This is a genomic window from Sorangium sp. So ce834 (assembly GCF_051521425.1).
Classification (GTDB): domain Bacteria; phylum Myxococcota_A; class Polyangia; order Polyangiales; family Polyangiaceae; genus Sorangium; species Sorangium cellulosum_D.
Genome location: NZ_CP150351.1, coordinates 9110864 through 9127382 on the forward strand (window position 1 = coordinate 9110864; position 16519 = coordinate 9127382).

Annotated in this window: 11 protein-coding genes; 3 read left to right on the plus strand and 8 right to left on the minus strand. The window is 70.8% G+C overall.

What is annotated here, in order from left to right:
• Positions 1-51: 51 nt before the first annotated feature.
• Positions 52-975, plus strand: coding sequence for a hypothetical protein (locus tag WMF20_RS33180; RefSeq protein ID WP_437605852.1), 924 nt, complete (start codon positions 52-54; stop codon positions 973-975).
• A gap of 27 nt (positions 976-1002) precedes the next feature.
• On the opposite strand, the gene WMF20_RS33185 is transcribed toward WMF20_RS33180, so the two are convergent.
• The 5 genes from WMF20_RS33185 to WMF20_RS33205 form a co-directional block, all read right to left on the minus strand.
• Positions 1003-1872 carry a phytanoyl-CoA dioxygenase family protein gene (locus WMF20_RS33185; RefSeq protein ID WP_129578103.1) on the minus strand — a complete coding sequence of 290 codons (870 nt, stop codon included), beginning with the start codon at positions 1870-1872 and terminating at the stop codon, positions 1003-1005.
• A 95-nt stretch (positions 1873-1967) separates the two neighbouring features.
• Complete coding sequence (locus WMF20_RS33190) at positions 1968-3587, minus strand: ABC-F family ATP-binding cassette domain-containing protein (RefSeq protein ID WP_129578104.1); 1620 nt, start codon at positions 3585-3587, stop codon at positions 1968-1970.
• A gap of 457 nt (positions 3588-4044) precedes the next feature.
• Positions 4045-4641: a DUF4142 domain-containing protein gene (locus WMF20_RS33195; protein ID WP_437605854.1), complete on the minus strand. Its 597-nt coding sequence runs from the start codon at positions 4639-4641 to the stop codon at positions 4045-4047.
• A gap of 303 nt (positions 4642-4944) precedes the next feature.
• Positions 4945-6237, minus strand: coding sequence for an MFS transporter (locus WMF20_RS33200; RefSeq protein ID WP_437605855.1), 1293 nt, complete (start codon positions 6235-6237; stop codon positions 4945-4947).
• 81 nt (positions 6238-6318) lie between these two features.
• Positions 6319-7593: an L-tyrosine/L-tryptophan isonitrile synthase family protein gene (locus WMF20_RS33205; RefSeq protein WP_437605856.1), complete on the minus strand. Its 1275-nt coding sequence runs from the start codon at positions 7591-7593 to the stop codon at positions 6319-6321.
• A 525-nt stretch (positions 7594-8118) separates the two neighbouring features.
• On the opposite strand from WMF20_RS33205, the gene WMF20_RS33210 reads away from it, so the two are divergent.
• Entirely contained in the window at positions 8119-10338 is a 2220-nt protein-coding gene (locus WMF20_RS33210) for a cytochrome c peroxidase (protein ID WP_437605857.1), read from the plus strand.
• A 63-nt stretch (positions 10339-10401) separates the two neighbouring features.
• Here the strand turns inward: WMF20_RS33210 and WMF20_RS33215 are convergent, their stop codons facing one another.
• On the minus strand, positions 10402-11487 hold the full coding sequence (locus WMF20_RS33215; RefSeq protein ID WP_437605858.1) for an AraC family transcriptional regulator ligand-binding domain-containing protein: 1086 nt from the start codon (positions 11485-11487) through the stop codon (positions 10402-10404).
• Between the two features lie 125 nt (positions 11488-11612).
• On the opposite strand from WMF20_RS33215, the gene WMF20_RS33220 reads away from it, so the two are divergent.
• Entirely contained in the window at positions 11613-14060 is a 2448-nt protein-coding gene (locus tag WMF20_RS33220; protein ID WP_437605859.1) for a membrane dipeptidase, read from the plus strand.
• A 92-nt stretch (positions 14061-14152) separates the two neighbouring features.
• Here the strand turns inward: WMF20_RS33220 and WMF20_RS33225 are convergent, their stop codons facing one another.
• Positions 14153-15553: an FAD-dependent oxidoreductase gene (locus tag WMF20_RS33225; protein ID WP_437605860.1), complete on the minus strand. Its 1401-nt coding sequence runs from the start codon at positions 15551-15553 to the stop codon at positions 14153-14155.
• A 22-nt stretch (positions 15554-15575) separates the two neighbouring features.
• On the minus strand, positions 15576-16427 hold the full coding sequence (locus WMF20_RS33230) for a Cof-type HAD-IIB family hydrolase (protein ID WP_437605861.1): 852 nt from the start codon (positions 16425-16427) through the stop codon (positions 15576-15578).
• Between the last annotated feature and the right edge of the window lie 92 nt (positions 16428-16519).

Below are 16519 nucleotides of genomic sequence, written 5' to 3' on the forward strand. Positions count from 1 at the left end.
GCCTCGAGGCGGCGCAGCAGAGGAGCGACGCTTCGGGCTAGGATGCACGCGATGGGTACGGCGCTTTCGCTGGAGCGCTACGCGGAGATGCGCGCGCAGATGGAGGCCGGAACGCTCCGCGACGAGGTGCTCGCGCGCGCCGGGCTCACGGCGGACGAGTGGACGGCCGCGCAGCGCGCTTGGCTCGAGCGGATGGGGGCGGAGCTCGAGCACGGCAGCTTCGAGCTGACCAACCGCTACACGCAGGCCTTCCTCGAGCACCAGCGGGCGATCCTCGCAGCCTCGCGGCCCGCGAGCGCGACGCCGGTGCGCCCACCGCCCGGTCCAGCGCCGGCCCCGCCGAAGGCCGCACCGGCGCCGCGGCGCGCGGCGCCGCCCGCGCCCTCCGGCACGGCCCCGCTCCCCGACATGCCTGCGCTCGTCGCCGCCCTGCCCTTCCTGCCAGGCGCGCCGCGTGGTCCGGCGCCGGCCGCACCGTCGGCGGCCGGCCCAGCGCCGCGGCGCCCGGCGCCGCCCGGGCTCACCGGCACCGCGCCGCTCCATGACATGCCCGCGCTCGTCGCCTCCTTGCCCTTCACCCCGGCCCCGGAGGAGCGCCCCGCACCAGCGACACCGCCGGCCGAGCCCATCGCGGTCGGCACGGCCCCGCTCCCCGACATGCCCGCGCTCGTCGCCTCCCTGCCCTTCACCCCGGTCCCGGAGAAGCGCCCCGCACCGGCGACAGCGCCGACCGAGCCCATCGCGGCCCGCGCCGCGCCCGCCCTCTCGCTGGAGCACTACGCCGCGCTGTGCGCGGAGCTCTCGCTGCGCCCGCGGGGCGCCGCGGCCCTCTACCCACGCTACGGCCTCCGCGACGCGGCCGCGTGGCAGGCCACCGACGCCGCGTGGCAGCTCCGGATGCGCAGCGACCCCGCCCTCGAGGCGCGCTGGCAGCAGCTCGTCGCTCATTACCGGGCCTACTACAGGGCGCGCTGAGCCGACCCGCTCGCCGCGCCCGCGGCGCTACGCCTCGAAGCCGCGCGCCGGCCGGTCGGGCGCGCGGCGCAGCCAGTTGTCCTCGGGGTAGCGGCACGCGCCGTCCACCACGTGGAGCGCGTAGGCGTGGCGCGAGCGCTCGGACCGGTTGGCGCCGCTCCAGTGCGGCAAGAGCCCGTGAAGCAGGACCATCGTGCCCCTGGGCGCCTCGATCGGCACATAGGGAGCGCGCGGGGCGACCGCCGGGAACGGGGTGTCGTCCAGCGCGAGCATCCTCGCGGCATCGCCGTCGCGCACGAAGCGCTTGCGCAGCGGGCCCCGGTGACCGCCGGGCAGGGCCCACATGCAGCCGTTGTGCACGGTCGCGTCCTCCAGCGCGAACCAGAGCCCGATCACGCTGAGCGGGTCCGTGTAGAGGAACGTCGCGTCCTGGTGGCAGGCCACGTCGCCGCCGATGAACGGGTTCTTGAAGATGTACATCGATTGCAGGAGGAGCGGGCGCGCGAGCCCGAGATGCGACACCACCGACGCGAGGGCCGGCGCCCGCGAGAAGCGCGCGAAGACCGGATCGAGATCGTGGAGCGCGTGGCCGATCTTGTTGATCGAGCAGGCCTTCGCCTGCCGCAGCGAGCCGTCGGGCAGGAACGCCTCCTCCTCGAAGAAGAACCGGATCCGGTCGCCGGAGCCGAGGAAGTACGCGTCGGTGGAGCGCGCCTGATCCCGGGTCGAGAAGATGGAGATCTCCGCGGGATCGAAGCCCTCGACGAGCTCGGCCGCGCGCGCCCTGAGGGCGTCGCACTGCGCCGGGAGCACGAAGCCCTCGATGACCAGGAAGCCGTCGCGAGCGAAGCGGGCGCGCTCGTCGGCGGTGAGCCCGGGAGGCCTGGCGGAGAACATGCCCAACCTTACCAGCGCGCCGGCGGGACGCAGGCCGGCGGCCAGGCGCCCCGAGGCGCCGCGCCCCCGTCGGGCGCGGCGCGACGGCGCCCTGGCTACGACGCCTTGGCGCCCTGGTAGGCGCTCGGGTTGCCCGGACCCTCCAGGAACTCGTCGTACGTCCCGTTGAAGAGCTGCGGCCCCCGGGACGACAGCTCGAGCACGCGGGTGCCGAGCTTGCCCACGAAATGCCGGTCGTGGCTCGTGACGATGACCGTGCCCTTGTACTCGACCAGCGCCTGGAGCAGCGCGTCGATGCTCTCGACGTCGAGGTGGTTCGTCGGCTCGTCGAGCACCACGACGTTGTTCTTCACCAGGATGAGCTTCGCGAGGAACAGGCGCGCCGCCTCGCCGCCGGACAGGTTCTCCGTCTTCTTGAGCCCGGCCTCGCCGCTGAAGAGCAGCTTTCCGAGCACCGAGCGGACGTGCTCCTTCGTCGCGCTCGGGTCGAAGCGGTACAGCCACTCGTAGGCCGTGAACCCCGGCTCGATCGCCTCGTGGTGGTCCTGGGCGAAGTAGCCGACGCTCGTGTCGTGGCCCCACGTGACCGTGCCGGCGTCGGGCGTGAGCTCGCCGACGAGGAGCTTGAGGAGCGTCGACTTGCCGATGCCGCTCGGCCCGATGACGGCGAGCTTGTCGCCGCGGTTCAGGTTCATGTCGAGCTTCTCGAGGACGCGCAGATCGCCGAAGCTCTTCGCGAGCCCCTCGACGCGCAGCACGTCGCGGCCGGACGGCTTCTCGATCTCGAACTTGATGTACGGCCGGACGACGCTCGTGCGCTTCACCTGGATGCCCGCCTCGAGCTTCTCGATCTCCTTCACGCGCGACTGCGCCTGGCTCGACCGGCTCGCGCTCGCGCCGAAGCGGGCCACGAAGTCCTTGAGCTCGGCGATCTTCTTCTTCTTCTGCGCGGCGTCGGCCTCGGACTGGCGCTTGCCCGTCGTCTTCTGCTCGATGAAGTCGTCGTAGTCGCCCGTGTAGAGCTGGACCGTCTGGTAATCGACGTCGGCGACGTGCGTCGCGATCGCGTTCATGAAGTGCCGGTCGTGGCTCACGACGAGCAGCGTGCCGCGGAAGGTCTCGGTGAGGTACGACTCGAGCCAGCGGATCGAGTCGAGGTCGAGGTGGTTCGTCGGCTCGTCGAGGAGCAGGACGTCGGCGCCCGCGAAGAGCGTCTGAGCGATGAGGACGCGGAGCTTGTAGCCGCCCGCGAGGGTGCTCACCGTGCTCGTGTGCCGGGCGGTCGCGATCCCGAGCCCCTCCAGGATCTCGGAGGCGCGCGCCTCGGCGGTGTAGCCGTCCTCCTCGCCGATCGTCCCCTCGAGCTCGGCCAGCCGCATGCCGACCTCGTCCGTCATCTCGACCTCGTACAGCCGATCGCGCTCCTGCATCGCGTCCCAGAGCGCCCGGTTGCCCATGAGGACCGTGTCGAGGATGCGGCAGGACTCGTAGGCGAAATGGTCCTGCTTGAGCACCCCGACCCGGAGCTGCTTCGGGATCTCGACCGTGCCCTGATCCGACTCCTCCTCGCCGGAGATGATCTTGAGGAGCGTCGATTTGCCCGCTCCGTTCGCGCCGACGAGCACATACCGCTTGCCGGGGTCGAAGCGCATCGAGACGTTCTCGAAGAGAATTTTTGGACCGTACCGCTTGGTGAGTTTTTCGAGCGTGATCATCGCAGCGGGGCGGGCAGTAGCACGTGTGCGCGTGCGCTTCCGGTAAATATCGGCGGCCGCGCGCGCCCGCCAGCGTGGCCCGCGGCGAGCGCCGCCGTCGCCCAGGGAGAAATTTGCGGTGGCGATCCGGCGCGGTCGGTGCGTTCCGCCGGCGTTTTCGGCGAGCGTGACGCCGGATCCCCCTCGGTAGTGATGGCCCCAACCCGGGTCCAGCCGCCGGGTCCAACTGGCGAACCCCCGGCTCGGGGAGCCGACGGCGGCCGACTCGCCGCCTCGGGTCGCCGTGATTGCCGAGCTTGCCAGCGCCCTGAGCCACGCCGTGGCCCTGGGCGGATGAGGTGGCACCCGGGCGTCCACGAGGCGATCGGTCGGCTGCTTGGGCTGGTGGCACGAGGGAGCCGACGTCACCGGCGCGCAGGCCGACGTCACCGGCGTCCAGGGGGCGCCGGAGAGCGCCTCACCTTCCCATGGACCGGAGGACCTGCTCGGCGCTCGCGAGGTGCGCAGCCACCACCGTGGCGCGGAACCTCTCGAGCTCCGCCCTGACCTCCGGGCTCTGCGCGCGGGGCAGGAGCTGCTCGTCGATCAGCGAGAGCCCGCTCGAGTGCGCCTTGATCTCCGTGAGGATGTACTTCCGGTCGAAGGAGCCGTCCGATGCGCTGAAGGAGGCCGTGAAGGCGGTGGCGTCGGCCACGAGCGCCGCGCTCACCGGGTTCTGTCGAGGCGAGATCCCGAGCTGCGCGAAGAAGACGGACTGGCGCTGCTCCGCCTCGCTGTGCATGTGCAACATGGCCCTCGCGAAATCGAGCACCGCCGGGAGCTGGGCGCTCTGCAAGGCGACCTGGGCTCGACGGATCTCGCTCGCGTTGACAGCCGATACGACAGCCGCGATCTCCGCGTCCGACACGACCACCGGTCCCTGTTGCTCGGGCGTGCCCCTCTCCCGGCCAGAGAGATCGGCTATGTCCTCTGTGCTGCACGCGGCGGACCCGAACAGGGCACAGCCGACGACGGAGAGGACGACGGTGCAGAGCTCACATCGCTTGCGGTTCATGGATTCCCCCTACAATGCTCCGATGAAACGTCGAAAGGATACGGCACCAGCCGTAAAAGCTGGACGTCGCCGAAAGCGCGCACCATCGCGCACGCGCGACAGCCCGCCGCGGCTCACGTCAAGCAAGCGGCGGGCCGCTTCGGAGCCGCCATGGCGCGCTGTCGGCGCCCATGGCGGCGGTCATCCACCGGACGCAGGCGCCGCCGGCTGCAATGCGGCCGGAGAGCAGCGCGGCCGCGGCGCTCGTCGGCGACGACTCCCGGCGCGCGACGAGACCTCCGTGAGCAGAAGCGGCATCCGCGCTCAAGGTCTCGCTCGGCGCTCCGACAGCCCGAACCACATCGTCGCCAGAGCAGCCAGAGCGAGAGGAGGAAAAATCGCCACGTTGACCGCTCCCCAACCATAGCGGGCGAGCACCTGACCAGCGAAGAGCGAGCCGAAGGCCGAGAAGACGAACGTCGTCAATTCGCTCACCGCTTGCGCCTTGGCCTGCTCCCCTGGACGGTACGAGTGGGCGAGCAGCGTGCTGCCGCCGACGAACATGAAATTCCACCCCACGCCGAGGCACGCGAGCGCCGCATAGAAGTACTGCACGTCGGTCGAGTGCAGCGCCAGCCCCCCGCACGCCGCGGACAGGGCGATCCCTGCGAAGACCAAGGAGAGCACGCCGAACCGCTGGAGCAGGCGCGCCGCGAACAGGGATGGCGCATACATGCCGACCATATGCCACTGGATGATGTGCGCGCCGCTGCCGATCGTATGCCCGCACCCGACCGCGGCGATGGGCGTCGCGGTCATCACGAACATCATCACCGCATAGCCCAGCGCGTTGTTGGCCACCGCAGCGACGAAGACCGGCTGGCGCACGATCTGCCCGAGGGGGCGACCGGATCGCGGCTGCTCCGCCGCCCCCTCCGGTCGACGCGCGCCGTCGTCATGGAACGCGAACGCGAGCAACGCCAGCGAGAGCATGCCGAACACCGTGACGACCAGGTACGAGCCGGCGTACGTCACAGACGGCAGGAGATCCTTGCTCCAATTGGCGATCACGGGGCCCGCGACAGCCGCGACGACGCCGCCTGTCAGCACGACAGAGATGGCGCGCCCCTTCGAGCTGAGGCCGGCCGCGTCTGCGGCGGCGAGCCGGTAATACTGAGCAAAAGCCTGAAAAACTCCGACCAGCGAGGTTCCGAGGCAGAACGCCGGAAAGCTTCGATGAACGATCGACCACACGGAAACCGCGCCTCCGATGGACGCAGCGGTCGCCCCGAGCATGAAGCCCGCTCGCCTCCCGATGCGCCTCATCAGGAGCGACGCGAACACCGTCGTCACCGCTGCCGCGACCGTGATGAGCGAAAAAGGGAGCGTCGCGAGCGACTTGTCTGTGGAGATCGTGTACCCGACGAGCCCTGTAAGCGTCAGATCGATCGACAGCGACGACGTGTACAGCGCCTGGCAGACCGCCAGCACGCGCGTGTTTCGGCCGCCCACCGATTCATCTACCCCTGCTTTCCTGCCTGGCTCTTCGTCGCTTCTCGTGACTCCTCCGGCTCGCGAGAGGGGAACGACCTGCTCGTCCAGCTCTTCCATCTTCATGCGCACTGCCCAGGGCGTCGCGCGACGCTCTCAAGCTGATCCCAGGACCCCAGGGCTCCTTGTGCCGGAGCCGAACGCCGCCTACTGGTCCGACGACCTGTGGTAGAATAACGTCTTTCCTTGGCTGTCGATCACTCTGGTATACTCCGGATCTCCACAGAGGAACATCTCGGGCTCTATCTTCAAGACGCAGCGGCCCGTCTCCTCCGAGGACGAGATCGCTCCGATGCCGTGGTACGGAAGGAGCGTGGACCGGAACTTGTACTCCGGGTAGATTCGCAGGCCCAGCACCGGGATGTTCTTGCTGTGAATCGTCGCCCGGATCGCGCCGGGGAAAGCTCGCTCTTCCCATTGTAGATCGGCGGCGGCGGCCTTGAGCGCCCTGTACTCCGCGAGCGCATTGCGGGCGCGCTCATCGAGCGCGCCGCTGAGGGAGCCCCCTTCGGCGCCAAAGGTGTCCCGCAGCTTATCGTACGAGAGGCTCAGGTCGCGCGTGTTCATGCTGGCCTTCATGCTTGAGAGCCAGCCCTCATAGCTGTCCCGCGATATCCCGTCCGCCAAGGCGTTGTTCAAGAACTCCTGCCGCCGGCCCTCGAAGCGCCGATAAAACGCGGAGCCGTGCTCTGCGAGGACGTCCGACATGTCGTGGATGCGAACGCTCGCCGACAGCTCGAGCGCCGCGACGCGAGCGCGAAGCAGGCTCACATATCGCTGCGCCTCGACCGATGTCACCTGGAACGGCATGCTGTAGAACGTGCTGTCGGTGACGACGTGGAAGACCGCTCCTGGGGCATATACCTCGGACACGAGATTGGCCAGGTTCCCCAGGTGAAGGAGAGAGACGTCCTCCGCCGCGGTGGCCACGGTTGACTGGAGCCTCTTCACAGGGTTGGCGACCACACAAAACACCGGGACGACGATCTCGACCGGGCGCTGGTCCTTGCAGGCGGCGCTGATTCGCTCCCGCCAGACGGGCGATTCGCGGAACCGGCGCCGCGAGTTGAACTGGAACGCCCTGTGGTTGAGGAGCTCGAGGACCTGCAGGTCGACTGGATTGCCTCTGTTCGCCTCGAAGAACGAGCCCGGACTGAAGTGCGGCGTGATGGACGCCCGCTTCACCATGCGCGCATCGGCCTCGGACGCGACACGCACGCGCCGCTGCTGCTGTCGAGGATCCGTCGCGGGCCAGCGATATCGCTTCCCGAGCTTGCAATCGGAGATAATCTCGCCACGGCGGCCGACTTCAACATAAGAGTGATGGCCTCGCGCAAGAGCGCCGCTTTCGAGCTTCGTCAGATCCGTGGGTTCGGAGGTGCCGAGCTCGTGACCACCAGCCACATAGCCCTGATTCGACATGGTCTCCCGTCACGGCGGTCTCCGCCGTGTAGATGAGCGATGTATCTCGCGGCCCGCCCGACCCTCTCGTTCGGCGCCGTGCGCGAGCTCTCGAGCAAGGGCCGGACCAATCCCGGTCCACATCGCGTTCCAGAGCAGAGGTCCGCCGGGCCGGGAGAGCCTGGAGGAAGCGACGTCGAGAGGGGTAAAGGTCCGATATCGAGGAGTATCGTGGGGATGGGCCGTCGGGCCATATTGCGCGATCAAGCAACTTCGTGCCGGTGCGGGGGCCCGGGCACCTCGGCCTGCTAGGCCGACGGCTCGGGCTCCTGGACCGCGCCCCTCGACGCCCGCGCGGCCTCATGCTCCGCGGGCTGTCCCTCGTTTCAGCTCGCCTGCCACCGCGCGTCAAGGCGGCTGTCCTCGCCTTGCCAGCGGTCGTCGACTCGCCCATGTTCCCGGCCCGGACGCCGCGCCACGCCGCTGCAGCGCCGCTGCAGCCCGGGCGGCGGCTGCCTTTCCATCTCATCGGTTCGTCGAGAGGACATGGACGCATCCATCGCCGGAGTCCCGGAGCCGGGCGAGGTCATCGCGGGTAGGTACCGCGTCGAGCGCGTGCTCGGGCGAGGCGGGATGGGGGTCGTCCTCGCCGCGGAGCACCTGGCGCTGAAGCAGCCTGTCGCGCTGAAGCTGTTGCTCCCGAGCTGCACGCGATCTCCCGAGTCCCTGGCACGCTTCCTGCGCGAGGCTCGGGTGGCCGCGTCGCTGCAGAGCAGGCACGTCGTGCGCGTGCTCGACGCCGGCCTGATCGACGAGAGCACGCCGTACCTCGCGATGGAGCGCCTCACGGGGCTCGACCTGCGGCAGGCGCTCCGCGCGCGCGGCCGCCTTCCGGTCGCCGAGTCCGTCGACCTCGTCCTGCAGGTCTGCGAGGCGATCGCCGAGGCCCACGCGCGCGGCATCGTCCACCGCGATCTCAAGCCGGCCAACCTGTTCCTGGCGAGGGACGAGGGCGGCGAGGAGGTCGTCAAGGTGCTCGATTTCGGGCTCTCGAAGTGCACCCTCGCGGACACGGAGGATGCGGAGGGGAGCATCACGAGCTCGAGCCTGGCCGGGGGCTCGATCCCGTACATGGCGCCCGAGCAGGCGTTCAGCCTGAAATGCGCCGATGCGCGCGCCGACATCTGGGCGCTCGGCGTCATCCTCTACGAGCTCATCACCGGGCACCGCCCCTTCGAGGGCGGCTTGACGCCGGAGCGCCTGCTCGCGAGCCTCGCGGTCCCGCCGGAGCCCCTCAGCGCGTGGGGCATCAGCGTGCCGGCGGGCATCGAGCACGCGATCCTGCGCTGCCTGGAGAGGGATCGACGCCTGCGCCCGCAGACGGTCGCCGAGCTGGCCCGGGCGCTCGAGCCGTTCGCGACCCCGGCATCCGGCCCTTCCGTCGAGCGCATCCGCCGCTGCCTGGCGCCGCCCGACTCCTGGGCGCTGTCGCTCGATCCGACCGCGGAGCAGGTCCCGGCAGGTGGCGGGTGGACGGCCCGAGAGGACCAGGACGCGACGCAGCGGCTGCCGCCGGGCGCGCTGCCTCCCGCGGCGCGGCCGGCTCCACCGCTCGTCGCGCCGGCTCCACCGCTCGTCACGTCGACGGGCACCCTGGAGCCGGAGGTGCGGATCGCTTCGCCCCGCGGCGCCGCCGCGCGAGCGTCCCAGGGGCGCCTCACCCTTCTCCTCGGCGCCGCCATCGTCGCGGCCGCCGTGCTCGGCTGGGCGCTCTCGCGCAAGGCGCCGCCGATCCACGCGCTATCTTCGGAGATCGCCCCGGAGCGGCTCGCGAGCTTCGCGCCCATGCCCGCCGGCCCGGCCACGCCGCCGGACCCGTCCACCGCGGCGCAGATCAGGCTGGGCCGGATGCTCTTTCAGGATCCACGCCTGTCCAAGAACCACGATATCGCTTGCAGCTCGTGTCATCCGCTCGAGACCTGGGGGGTGGACGGGCGGAAGCTATCGCGGGGGAGCGACGACCGCGAGCCCCCGCGGAACACGCTGAGCATCTACAACGTCGCGAACTACTTCGCGCTGCTCTGGGACGGCCGGAAGGACAACCTCGTGGATCAGGCGAAGGAGGTGCTGGCGTCGCCGCGCGCCATGGCGTCGACGCCCGAGGGGGTCGAGGCGGCGCTGAGCTCGTCGGAAGGCTACGCGCGGGCCTTTGCCGAGGCGTTCCCCGATCCGCCGCACACCATCACGTTCGACAAGGTCACGCGGGCGCTCGCGGCCTATGAGAAGACGCTGTTCACGCGGAGCAGCCGCTGGGACAAGTTCCTCGAGGGGGACACGGGCGCGCTGAGCGGCGAGGAGAAGGAGGGCTTCAACCTGTTCGTCGACGTCGGGTGCATCTCCTGCCACTTCGGTCCTGACGTCGGCGCGACGATGTACCAGAAGGCCGGGCTCGTGAAGCCGTGGCCCGACACGAAGGACCGGGGTCGTTACGAGATCACGCGGCACGACGTGGACTGGATGGTCTTCCGGGTGCCTAGCTTGCGCAACGTCGCTCAGACGGGGCCGTATTTCCACGACGGGTCCGTATCCTCGCTCGAAGAGGCCGTGCGGAGGATGGCGCGTCACCAGCTCGGGCAGGAGCTGCGCGACGAGGAGGCGCGCCTCATCGCCCTCTGGCTCGGCAGCCTGACGGGCGAGATCCCCCACGCCGACATCGAGCTCGACGACGCGTCCCGCGCGATCGTGATGGATCGCGCGGCGCCTTGAGCCGTTCCCGAGGGCGGGCGACAACGTACGAGGGGCCAGGACCACCCGGCCCTACACCACGGCTCACGCGCCGGCGGACGGCTTCCCTCCCGCCCCCGGCAGCGCGCTGCGGCCGCCCCCACCCGCCGGCGGCGAGGCGCCGCCCTCGGCCACGGCGCCAGGGGTCAGCCCGGTCCACCGCTTGAACGCGCGATGAAAGGCGCTGGGGCTCGAGTAGCCGAGCTCATGAGACACCGCCTTGGGCTGGGCGGCGGCCAGCGCTTGCCGCGCCCGCTCCAGCCGCAGCTCCTGCAGGAGCTCCCGGTGGCTCACGCGCGCCGCGGCCAGCCGGCGCTGCAGTGTCCGCGCGCTCATCCCGAAGCTCTCGCCGATGCGCGAGATGCTGGGGTCGCCCGCGTCGAGCGCCAGCGCCAGGGCGTGCCGGAACGCCGGCACGAACTCGCGATCGAGCGAGGATGCGGCCCGGAGGTCGAGGTGCACGCGGGAGAGCGCGTCCTCCGCCTGCGCCACGAGGATGCCCCGGAGCGCCGGGTCGTGGCTGGAGACCGGCGCCCGGACGATGTCGCGATCGAAGACGAGCTCGTCGAAGTCGCCGCCGAACTGGACCGGGGCGCCCAGGACCTCCTCGTACGCGCTCGCCGTGGACGAGGGCGCGTGCGCGAAGCGGACGAGGCGCGGCGCGAACGCCGGCCCGAACATCGCCCGGGCGCGCTCGGCGATCAGCCCGAGCAGCAGCTCCGCGAGCGAGGGCAGGCCGCCTGGCGCGGCGTGGCGGAACCGGAAGGAGCGCCGATCCACCTCGGTCCAGACGCGCCCGGCGTCCGCGAGCAGCGGAAGGTACCGCGTGAGCTGCTCGAACGCCTCGGCCCCGGTCGTGCTCGTCTGCGCGAGGTAGTCCAGGATGTCCAGGCTGCCCGGCGGGAGCCTGCGGGCAGCGCGCAAGCTCAGGAGAGGGTCTGCCGCCCGCGCCGTCAGCCCGCTCCAGGCACGGCGGACCAGCGCGATGGGGACCCGGGCGCCCCGCCTCTCCAGCAGATCGCCGGGCACGGCCATCACGCGCCGCACGTCGTCGACCTCGAGGCCGTCCTTCACCGCCGCCGTCGCCAGGACGCGCAGGAACTCCGTCGACGCCGAACCTTGGACGGGCACGATGGCGCATTATGAGAGCGTGTCGCGAAATGTAAATCTGTCGCGGCGTCCGATCGATGGCAGCGCAGCTATTCTGCGCGTAAGCCGGGGACAAGCTCACTCGAACCCCTCCGGCCGCAACAGCGATGACCAGCCACGACCACCTCTCACGACTTGGCCTATCCACCCTCCCCGGCGCGGCGCCTCGCCGGCGCGCGCGCCCGTTCGCGACCGCGGCGCTGGCCGCCGCCGCCCTGCTGGCCTGCGGGTGTGACGCCGCGATCCTGCCCTCGGCCAGCGGGCAAGACGAGATGGCCGAGCTCACCCTCCCTGCGCGGAGCGACCTCTCCGCCGAGGCGGCGGCGGCAGCCGGGCCCGCCGCGTCGGGCGCGCTCGCCGCGCTGGCCGCGTCCCCGGTGAGCGGGTTCGCGGATCTGCACTTCCACATGATGTCCGAGGAGGCGTTCGGCGGCGGATGGCTGCACGGCAAGCACGACGGCCCCGGCGCCCTGGACGACTGCGACGGCGGCATGCCCGCGAGCGACCACGCCCGCGTTCGACAGGACCTCAGCGGCCTGCTGGATAGCTGCCCTCAGTCGACGATGCTCGACTTCGCCAGCAACGGCGCGCTGTCGGCGCTGCTCGGCATCGGGGGCGGCGCCCTCGGCTCGGAGGCGATAGGCAAGACCGAAGGGACGCAGGGCGACACCGGGCTGCACCTCCAGCGGAAGCGCTTCTCCGAGGGCTGGCCGCGCTGGGACACCATCGCTCACCAGCAAGGTCACGTGAGCTGGCTGCGCTCAGCCCACGATCGCGGGCTGAGCCTCATCGTCATGTCGGCGGTGAGCTACGACTGGCTGTGCTCGATCCTGCCGGCGCAGAACCGCGAGCGGGCCTGTGACGAGATGGCCGACGTCGACCTCCAGCTCCAGATGACCCACGCGCTGGCCGCGCGGAACGCCGGCTGGATGGAGATCGCGCTCTCGCCCGCGCACGCCCGGCAGATCATCGGGGCGGGCAAGCTGGCGGTGGTCCTGTCCATCGAGGCCAGCCACCTGTTCGGTCGTGACGTCGACGCGGCCAGGATGCGCGCGCAGCTCGACAAGTACCACGCCCTGGGGGTCCGGACGCTCCAGCCGGTGCACCAGGTCGACAACGCCTTCTCCGGGGCGGCGCTGCACAACCCGATCTTCCAGTTCGCGCAGTACACCGAGAGCTGCTTCATCGACACCGACTGCGGCGCCACCCTCGCGGGGGTCACCCTGGGCATGGATGTCGACGCGAACTGCAACAACATGCGTGGGCTCACGCCGCTCGGCGAGCAGCTCGTCGGCGAGATGATGAGCCGAGGCATGCTGATCGACGTCGCCCACATGTCCGAGCGAGGCGTCGACCGCGTCTTCGATCTGGCGCGGGCGCGCGACTATTACCCGATGTACATCTCCCACGGTCACTTCCGGGAGATCATGGGCCCCAAGGTGGCCGAGGCCGAGAAGTCCACGCCGGCGCGGGTGATCCGGATGCTCCGGCAGACCGGCGGCATCTTCGGCCTGCGCACCGCGCACGACGAGACAAAGCAGTACACCCGGAGCTCGGTCGAGAACAGCTGCCAGGGGTCTTCGCGCTCCTTCGCGCAGGCCTACGACTACGGGCGGCTCGGCCTGAAGGTCCCCATGGCGTTCGGGGCCGATCTCAACGGCTTCATCCAGCAGACACGGCCGCGCTTCGGCGAGGACGGCGCCTGTTCGGCGGCGTTCCGGGCGGAGGCCGATTGCCAGGCCTGGGAGCAGCGCGAGCAGGGGCCCGGCCCCCTGGGAACGGAGTTCGACGAGAAGGGCCTCGCCCACGAGGGGATGCTGCCCGATCTCGTGGCCGACCTGGAACGCCTCGGCGTGGACACGACGGGCCTGCGTTCCTCGACCGAGTCCTTCCTCCGCATGTGGGAGCGCGCCCACGGCCCGCGCGCCGGCATGGCCGACCCCGCCGCCGACATGGACGAGAGCGGCGTCGCGCCGTTCGTCCCCGCGGAGGCGCGCGAGCTCGCCTATCCCACCAAGTGCGGCGCCGCGTATTGCCCCGGCTTCCAGGAGCTCGGGGGCAGCTGCAGGTTCAACGAGGAGTGCGAGAGCGGCCAGTGCACCGCCGTCGCCTGCAACGCGATCCCGGGCCGCTGCGTCTGCAACGACGACGCCGACTGCGACGACAGCGTCGCTTACTGCGCGCTCAAGACGCCGGGGATCGGGGGCGACAACGAGTGCGTGCCGGACAAGGGCGATCACGCGATCTGCACGCGCGACGGCCAGTGCGCGTCCGGCCGCTGCGGCGGGTTCATCGCCGGCACCGGCTGGTGCTACACGCCCGGATCGAAGGCCATCGGCCAGGGGTGCCGGGTGAACGAGGAGTGCCCGAGCAACCGCTGCGGCGACCTCACCCAGACCTGCCTCTGCCGGAACGACGCGCACTGCGGCGCGAACCAGTTCTGCGGCTGGGGCACCAACGAGGGCGAGTGCGTGAACAAGCGCGGCCGAGGCGCGGCGTGCACGAAGGACAACCAGTGCCAGTCCGGGAACTGCAGGCTCCTCTTCTGCCGCTGACCGTGGCAGCGCGTCGGGCGCTCACCGTGGGACAGCCGCGGCCCGGCGGCGGCCCGGCGACCCGGACGAGCTGACGTCTCCGGGGGGAGGACCTAGCGCGTGGACCTGGCCGGCACCTTTGCGAACAGCGCGCCGAGGCCTTCGGACATCGTCGGGTGCGCCAGGATGGCGTCTCGCAGCCCTGTGTAGGGCATGCCGGCCAGCATCGCGGTCTGCACCACGGCGACCACCTCCCCGGCCTCCACGCCGAGCATGGCGAAGCCGAGGATGCGGTCGCTCCGCGCGTCGACGAGGGCCTTCATGAAGCCCTGCGTCTCGCCGGTCGTCGCTGCCCGCAGCACCTCGCTCATCGGCAGCGTGGCGACGCGCGCCTCGACCCCACGGCTCCTTGCCTCGCGCTCGTTCAGGCCGACGCGGGCGAGCTGCGGGTCGGTGAACATGCAGAAGGGGATGAGCCTGTCGCGCGTGGTCCGGTGGCCCCCGGCCTGGTTGTCGCGGACGACGTGAAAGTCGTCGATGGCGGCGTGGGTGAACTGGGGGCTGCCGGCGCACTCGCCCATCGCCCAGACAGAAGGCGCGGTGGTCTCCAGCCTCTCGTTGACCTTGATGTACCCTTGAGCGTCGAGCTCGACTCCGGCGCTCTCGAGGCCAATCCCGGCCGTGTTGGGCGTGCGCCCCACCGCGACCAGGAGATCGCTCCCTTCGATGGTCTGCTCGCCGCCCGGCGTGCGCGCGCGCAGGCTGACATGGTCGCCGGACCGGCCCTGCACCCGCAGCAGCTCGGCCGACAGCAGCACCTCGATCCCCTCGCCCTCGAAGATCTGGCGGAGCGCCCCGGCGACGTCGGGGTCCTCACGAGGGGCGAGCTGCGGCCCGCGGCTGAGGATGGTGACGCGGCTCCCGAAGCGACGGTACGCCTGCGCGAACTCGAGGCCCGCGTAGCCCCCGCCGAGCACGATGAGGTGCTCGGGGAGCCTGTCGAGCTCCAGCGCCTCGACGTGCGTGAGCGGTCCCGCGGCCGAGAGGCCGGGGACGTCCGGGATCGTGGCGTGTGTCCCCAGGTCGAGGAACACGCGGTCGCCCCTCAGCACGCGTGTCTCGCCGTCGGATCGCACCTCGAGGGTCCTCGGCGCGACGAACCGTCCCGCGCCGATGATCAGGTCGGCGCCGCTCGCGCGGAAGAGCGCCAGATGGCGGGCGATCTGCGCCTCGACCATGTTGCGCTTGCGCTGCCGCACGCGCGCCATGTCGACCGCGAAGGGGCCGGTGATCGTGCCGTACGCGGCCGCGTGGCGGACCAGGTCGGCGACCTTGGCGCTCCAGATCTCATTCTTGCTCGGGAGGCAATTGGTGGTGGGACACGCGCCGCCGATCATGCGGCGGTCCCGCTCCACGACGGCCGTACGGCTCCCCGCCGGGGCCATGTCCCAGGCCACGTGCTTTCCGCCGGCGCCGCTGCCGAGAATGAGGATGTCGAACTGTTCGGGAGACATGAGGCCCTCCTGGCTTTCGGGGTCATTGAAGCTGACCAGATCGCGGTGACGGGTCGGCGCGCGCGCCGAGGACGAACCGGTCGACGGCGCTCGCGAACCCCTCGTCGTCGTTCGACGTGGTGACGTGGCGCGCGCAGCGTTGCACGTCGGGGCTTGCGTTCCCCATCGCTATGCTCAGCCCCGCCAGGCCGAACATGAGCACGTCGTTCGGCATGTCGCCGATGCAGGCGACCTGCGAGAGCGGGACGCCGAGCGTGCGCGACAGCCACCGCAGCGCCGCCGCCTTGTTCGCTTCGGGGTGCGTCACGTCGAGGTAGTAAGGCTGCGATCGCGCCGCGGACACCTGTGCTCCGAAGCGTCGACGCAGCTCGCCCTCGCAGCGCGCTACCAGGGCGAGGTCGTCGCTGACGCCGACGATCTTGACGGCGTTCTCGAGGACGCCGCCGAGATCGTCGGTGACGACGGGCGCGAACTGCACGGTCTGCTCCTCGCGCGTGACGTGCGGCGCGTCGCGGCGGCGGATGAACCAGTCGCTGCCACGGTAGACCCAGACGTCCAGGCCGGCGTTCGCGAGCGCCGTCACCACCTCCTCGGCGACGGTGACCGGCAGGCAGCGTTGCTCGAGCACCCTGGCGAGATCGGGCGTCACGAACATGCCGCCGTTGAACGCGATGATGGGCGTCGCCAGCGCGAGCGGTCCGTTCAGCATCGCCATCCCGCGCGGCGGGCGACCGCTGATGATGGCGAGCCCGACGTCGGCCGAGCGCAACCGCTCGACCGACGCGCGGGCGCGATCGGTGAGACGCTTGTCCGAGGTGACGAGGGTGCCGTCGACGTCGGTGAGGAGCAGCTTGATTGCAGGTGACGAGTCCATTGTCTCACGACTCCCATGATGGGCGGACGAGGTCCGCGCGGCGCGAGGCGCGCCCTCCCTCGGGCCGAACGCTGCCTGCGCGAGCGCGTGGT

Bases quoted from the DNA above. Each gene is read 5' to 3' on its own strand.
- WMF20_RS33180 (WP_437605852.1), top strand. From the start codon at position 52: ATGGGTACGGCGCTTTCGCTGGAGCGCTACGCGGAGATGCGCGCGCAG.
- WMF20_RS33185 (WP_129578103.1), bottom strand. From the start codon at position 1,872: ATGTTCTCCGCCAGGCCTCCCGGGCTCACCGCCGACGAGCGCGCCCGC.
- WMF20_RS33190 (WP_129578104.1), bottom strand. From the start codon at position 3,587: ATGATCACGCTCGAAAAACTCACCAAGCGGTACGGTCCAAAAATTCTC.
- WMF20_RS33195 (WP_437605854.1), bottom strand. From the start codon at position 4,641: ATGAACCGCAAGCGATGTGAGCTCTGCACCGTCGTCCTCTCCGTCGTC.
- WMF20_RS33200 (WP_437605855.1), bottom strand. From the start codon at position 6,237: ATGAAGATGGAAGAGCTGGACGAGCAGGTCGTTCCCCTCTCGCGAGCC.
- WMF20_RS33205 (WP_437605856.1), bottom strand. From the start codon at position 7,593: ATGTCGAATCAGGGCTATGTGGCTGGTGGTCACGAGCTCGGCACCTCC.
- WMF20_RS33210 (WP_437605857.1), top strand. From the start codon at position 8,119: ATGGACGCATCCATCGCCGGAGTCCCGGAGCCGGGCGAGGTCATCGCG.
- WMF20_RS33220 (WP_437605859.1), top strand. From the start codon at position 11,613: ATGACCAGCCACGACCACCTCTCACGACTTGGCCTATCCACCCTCCCC.
- WMF20_RS33225 (WP_437605860.1), bottom strand. From the start codon at position 15,553: ATGTCTCCCGAACAGTTCGACATCCTCATTCTCGGCAGCGGCGCCGGC.
- WMF20_RS33230 (WP_437605861.1), bottom strand. From the start codon at position 16,427: ATGGACTCGTCACCTGCAATCAAGCTGCTCCTCACCGACGTCGACGGC.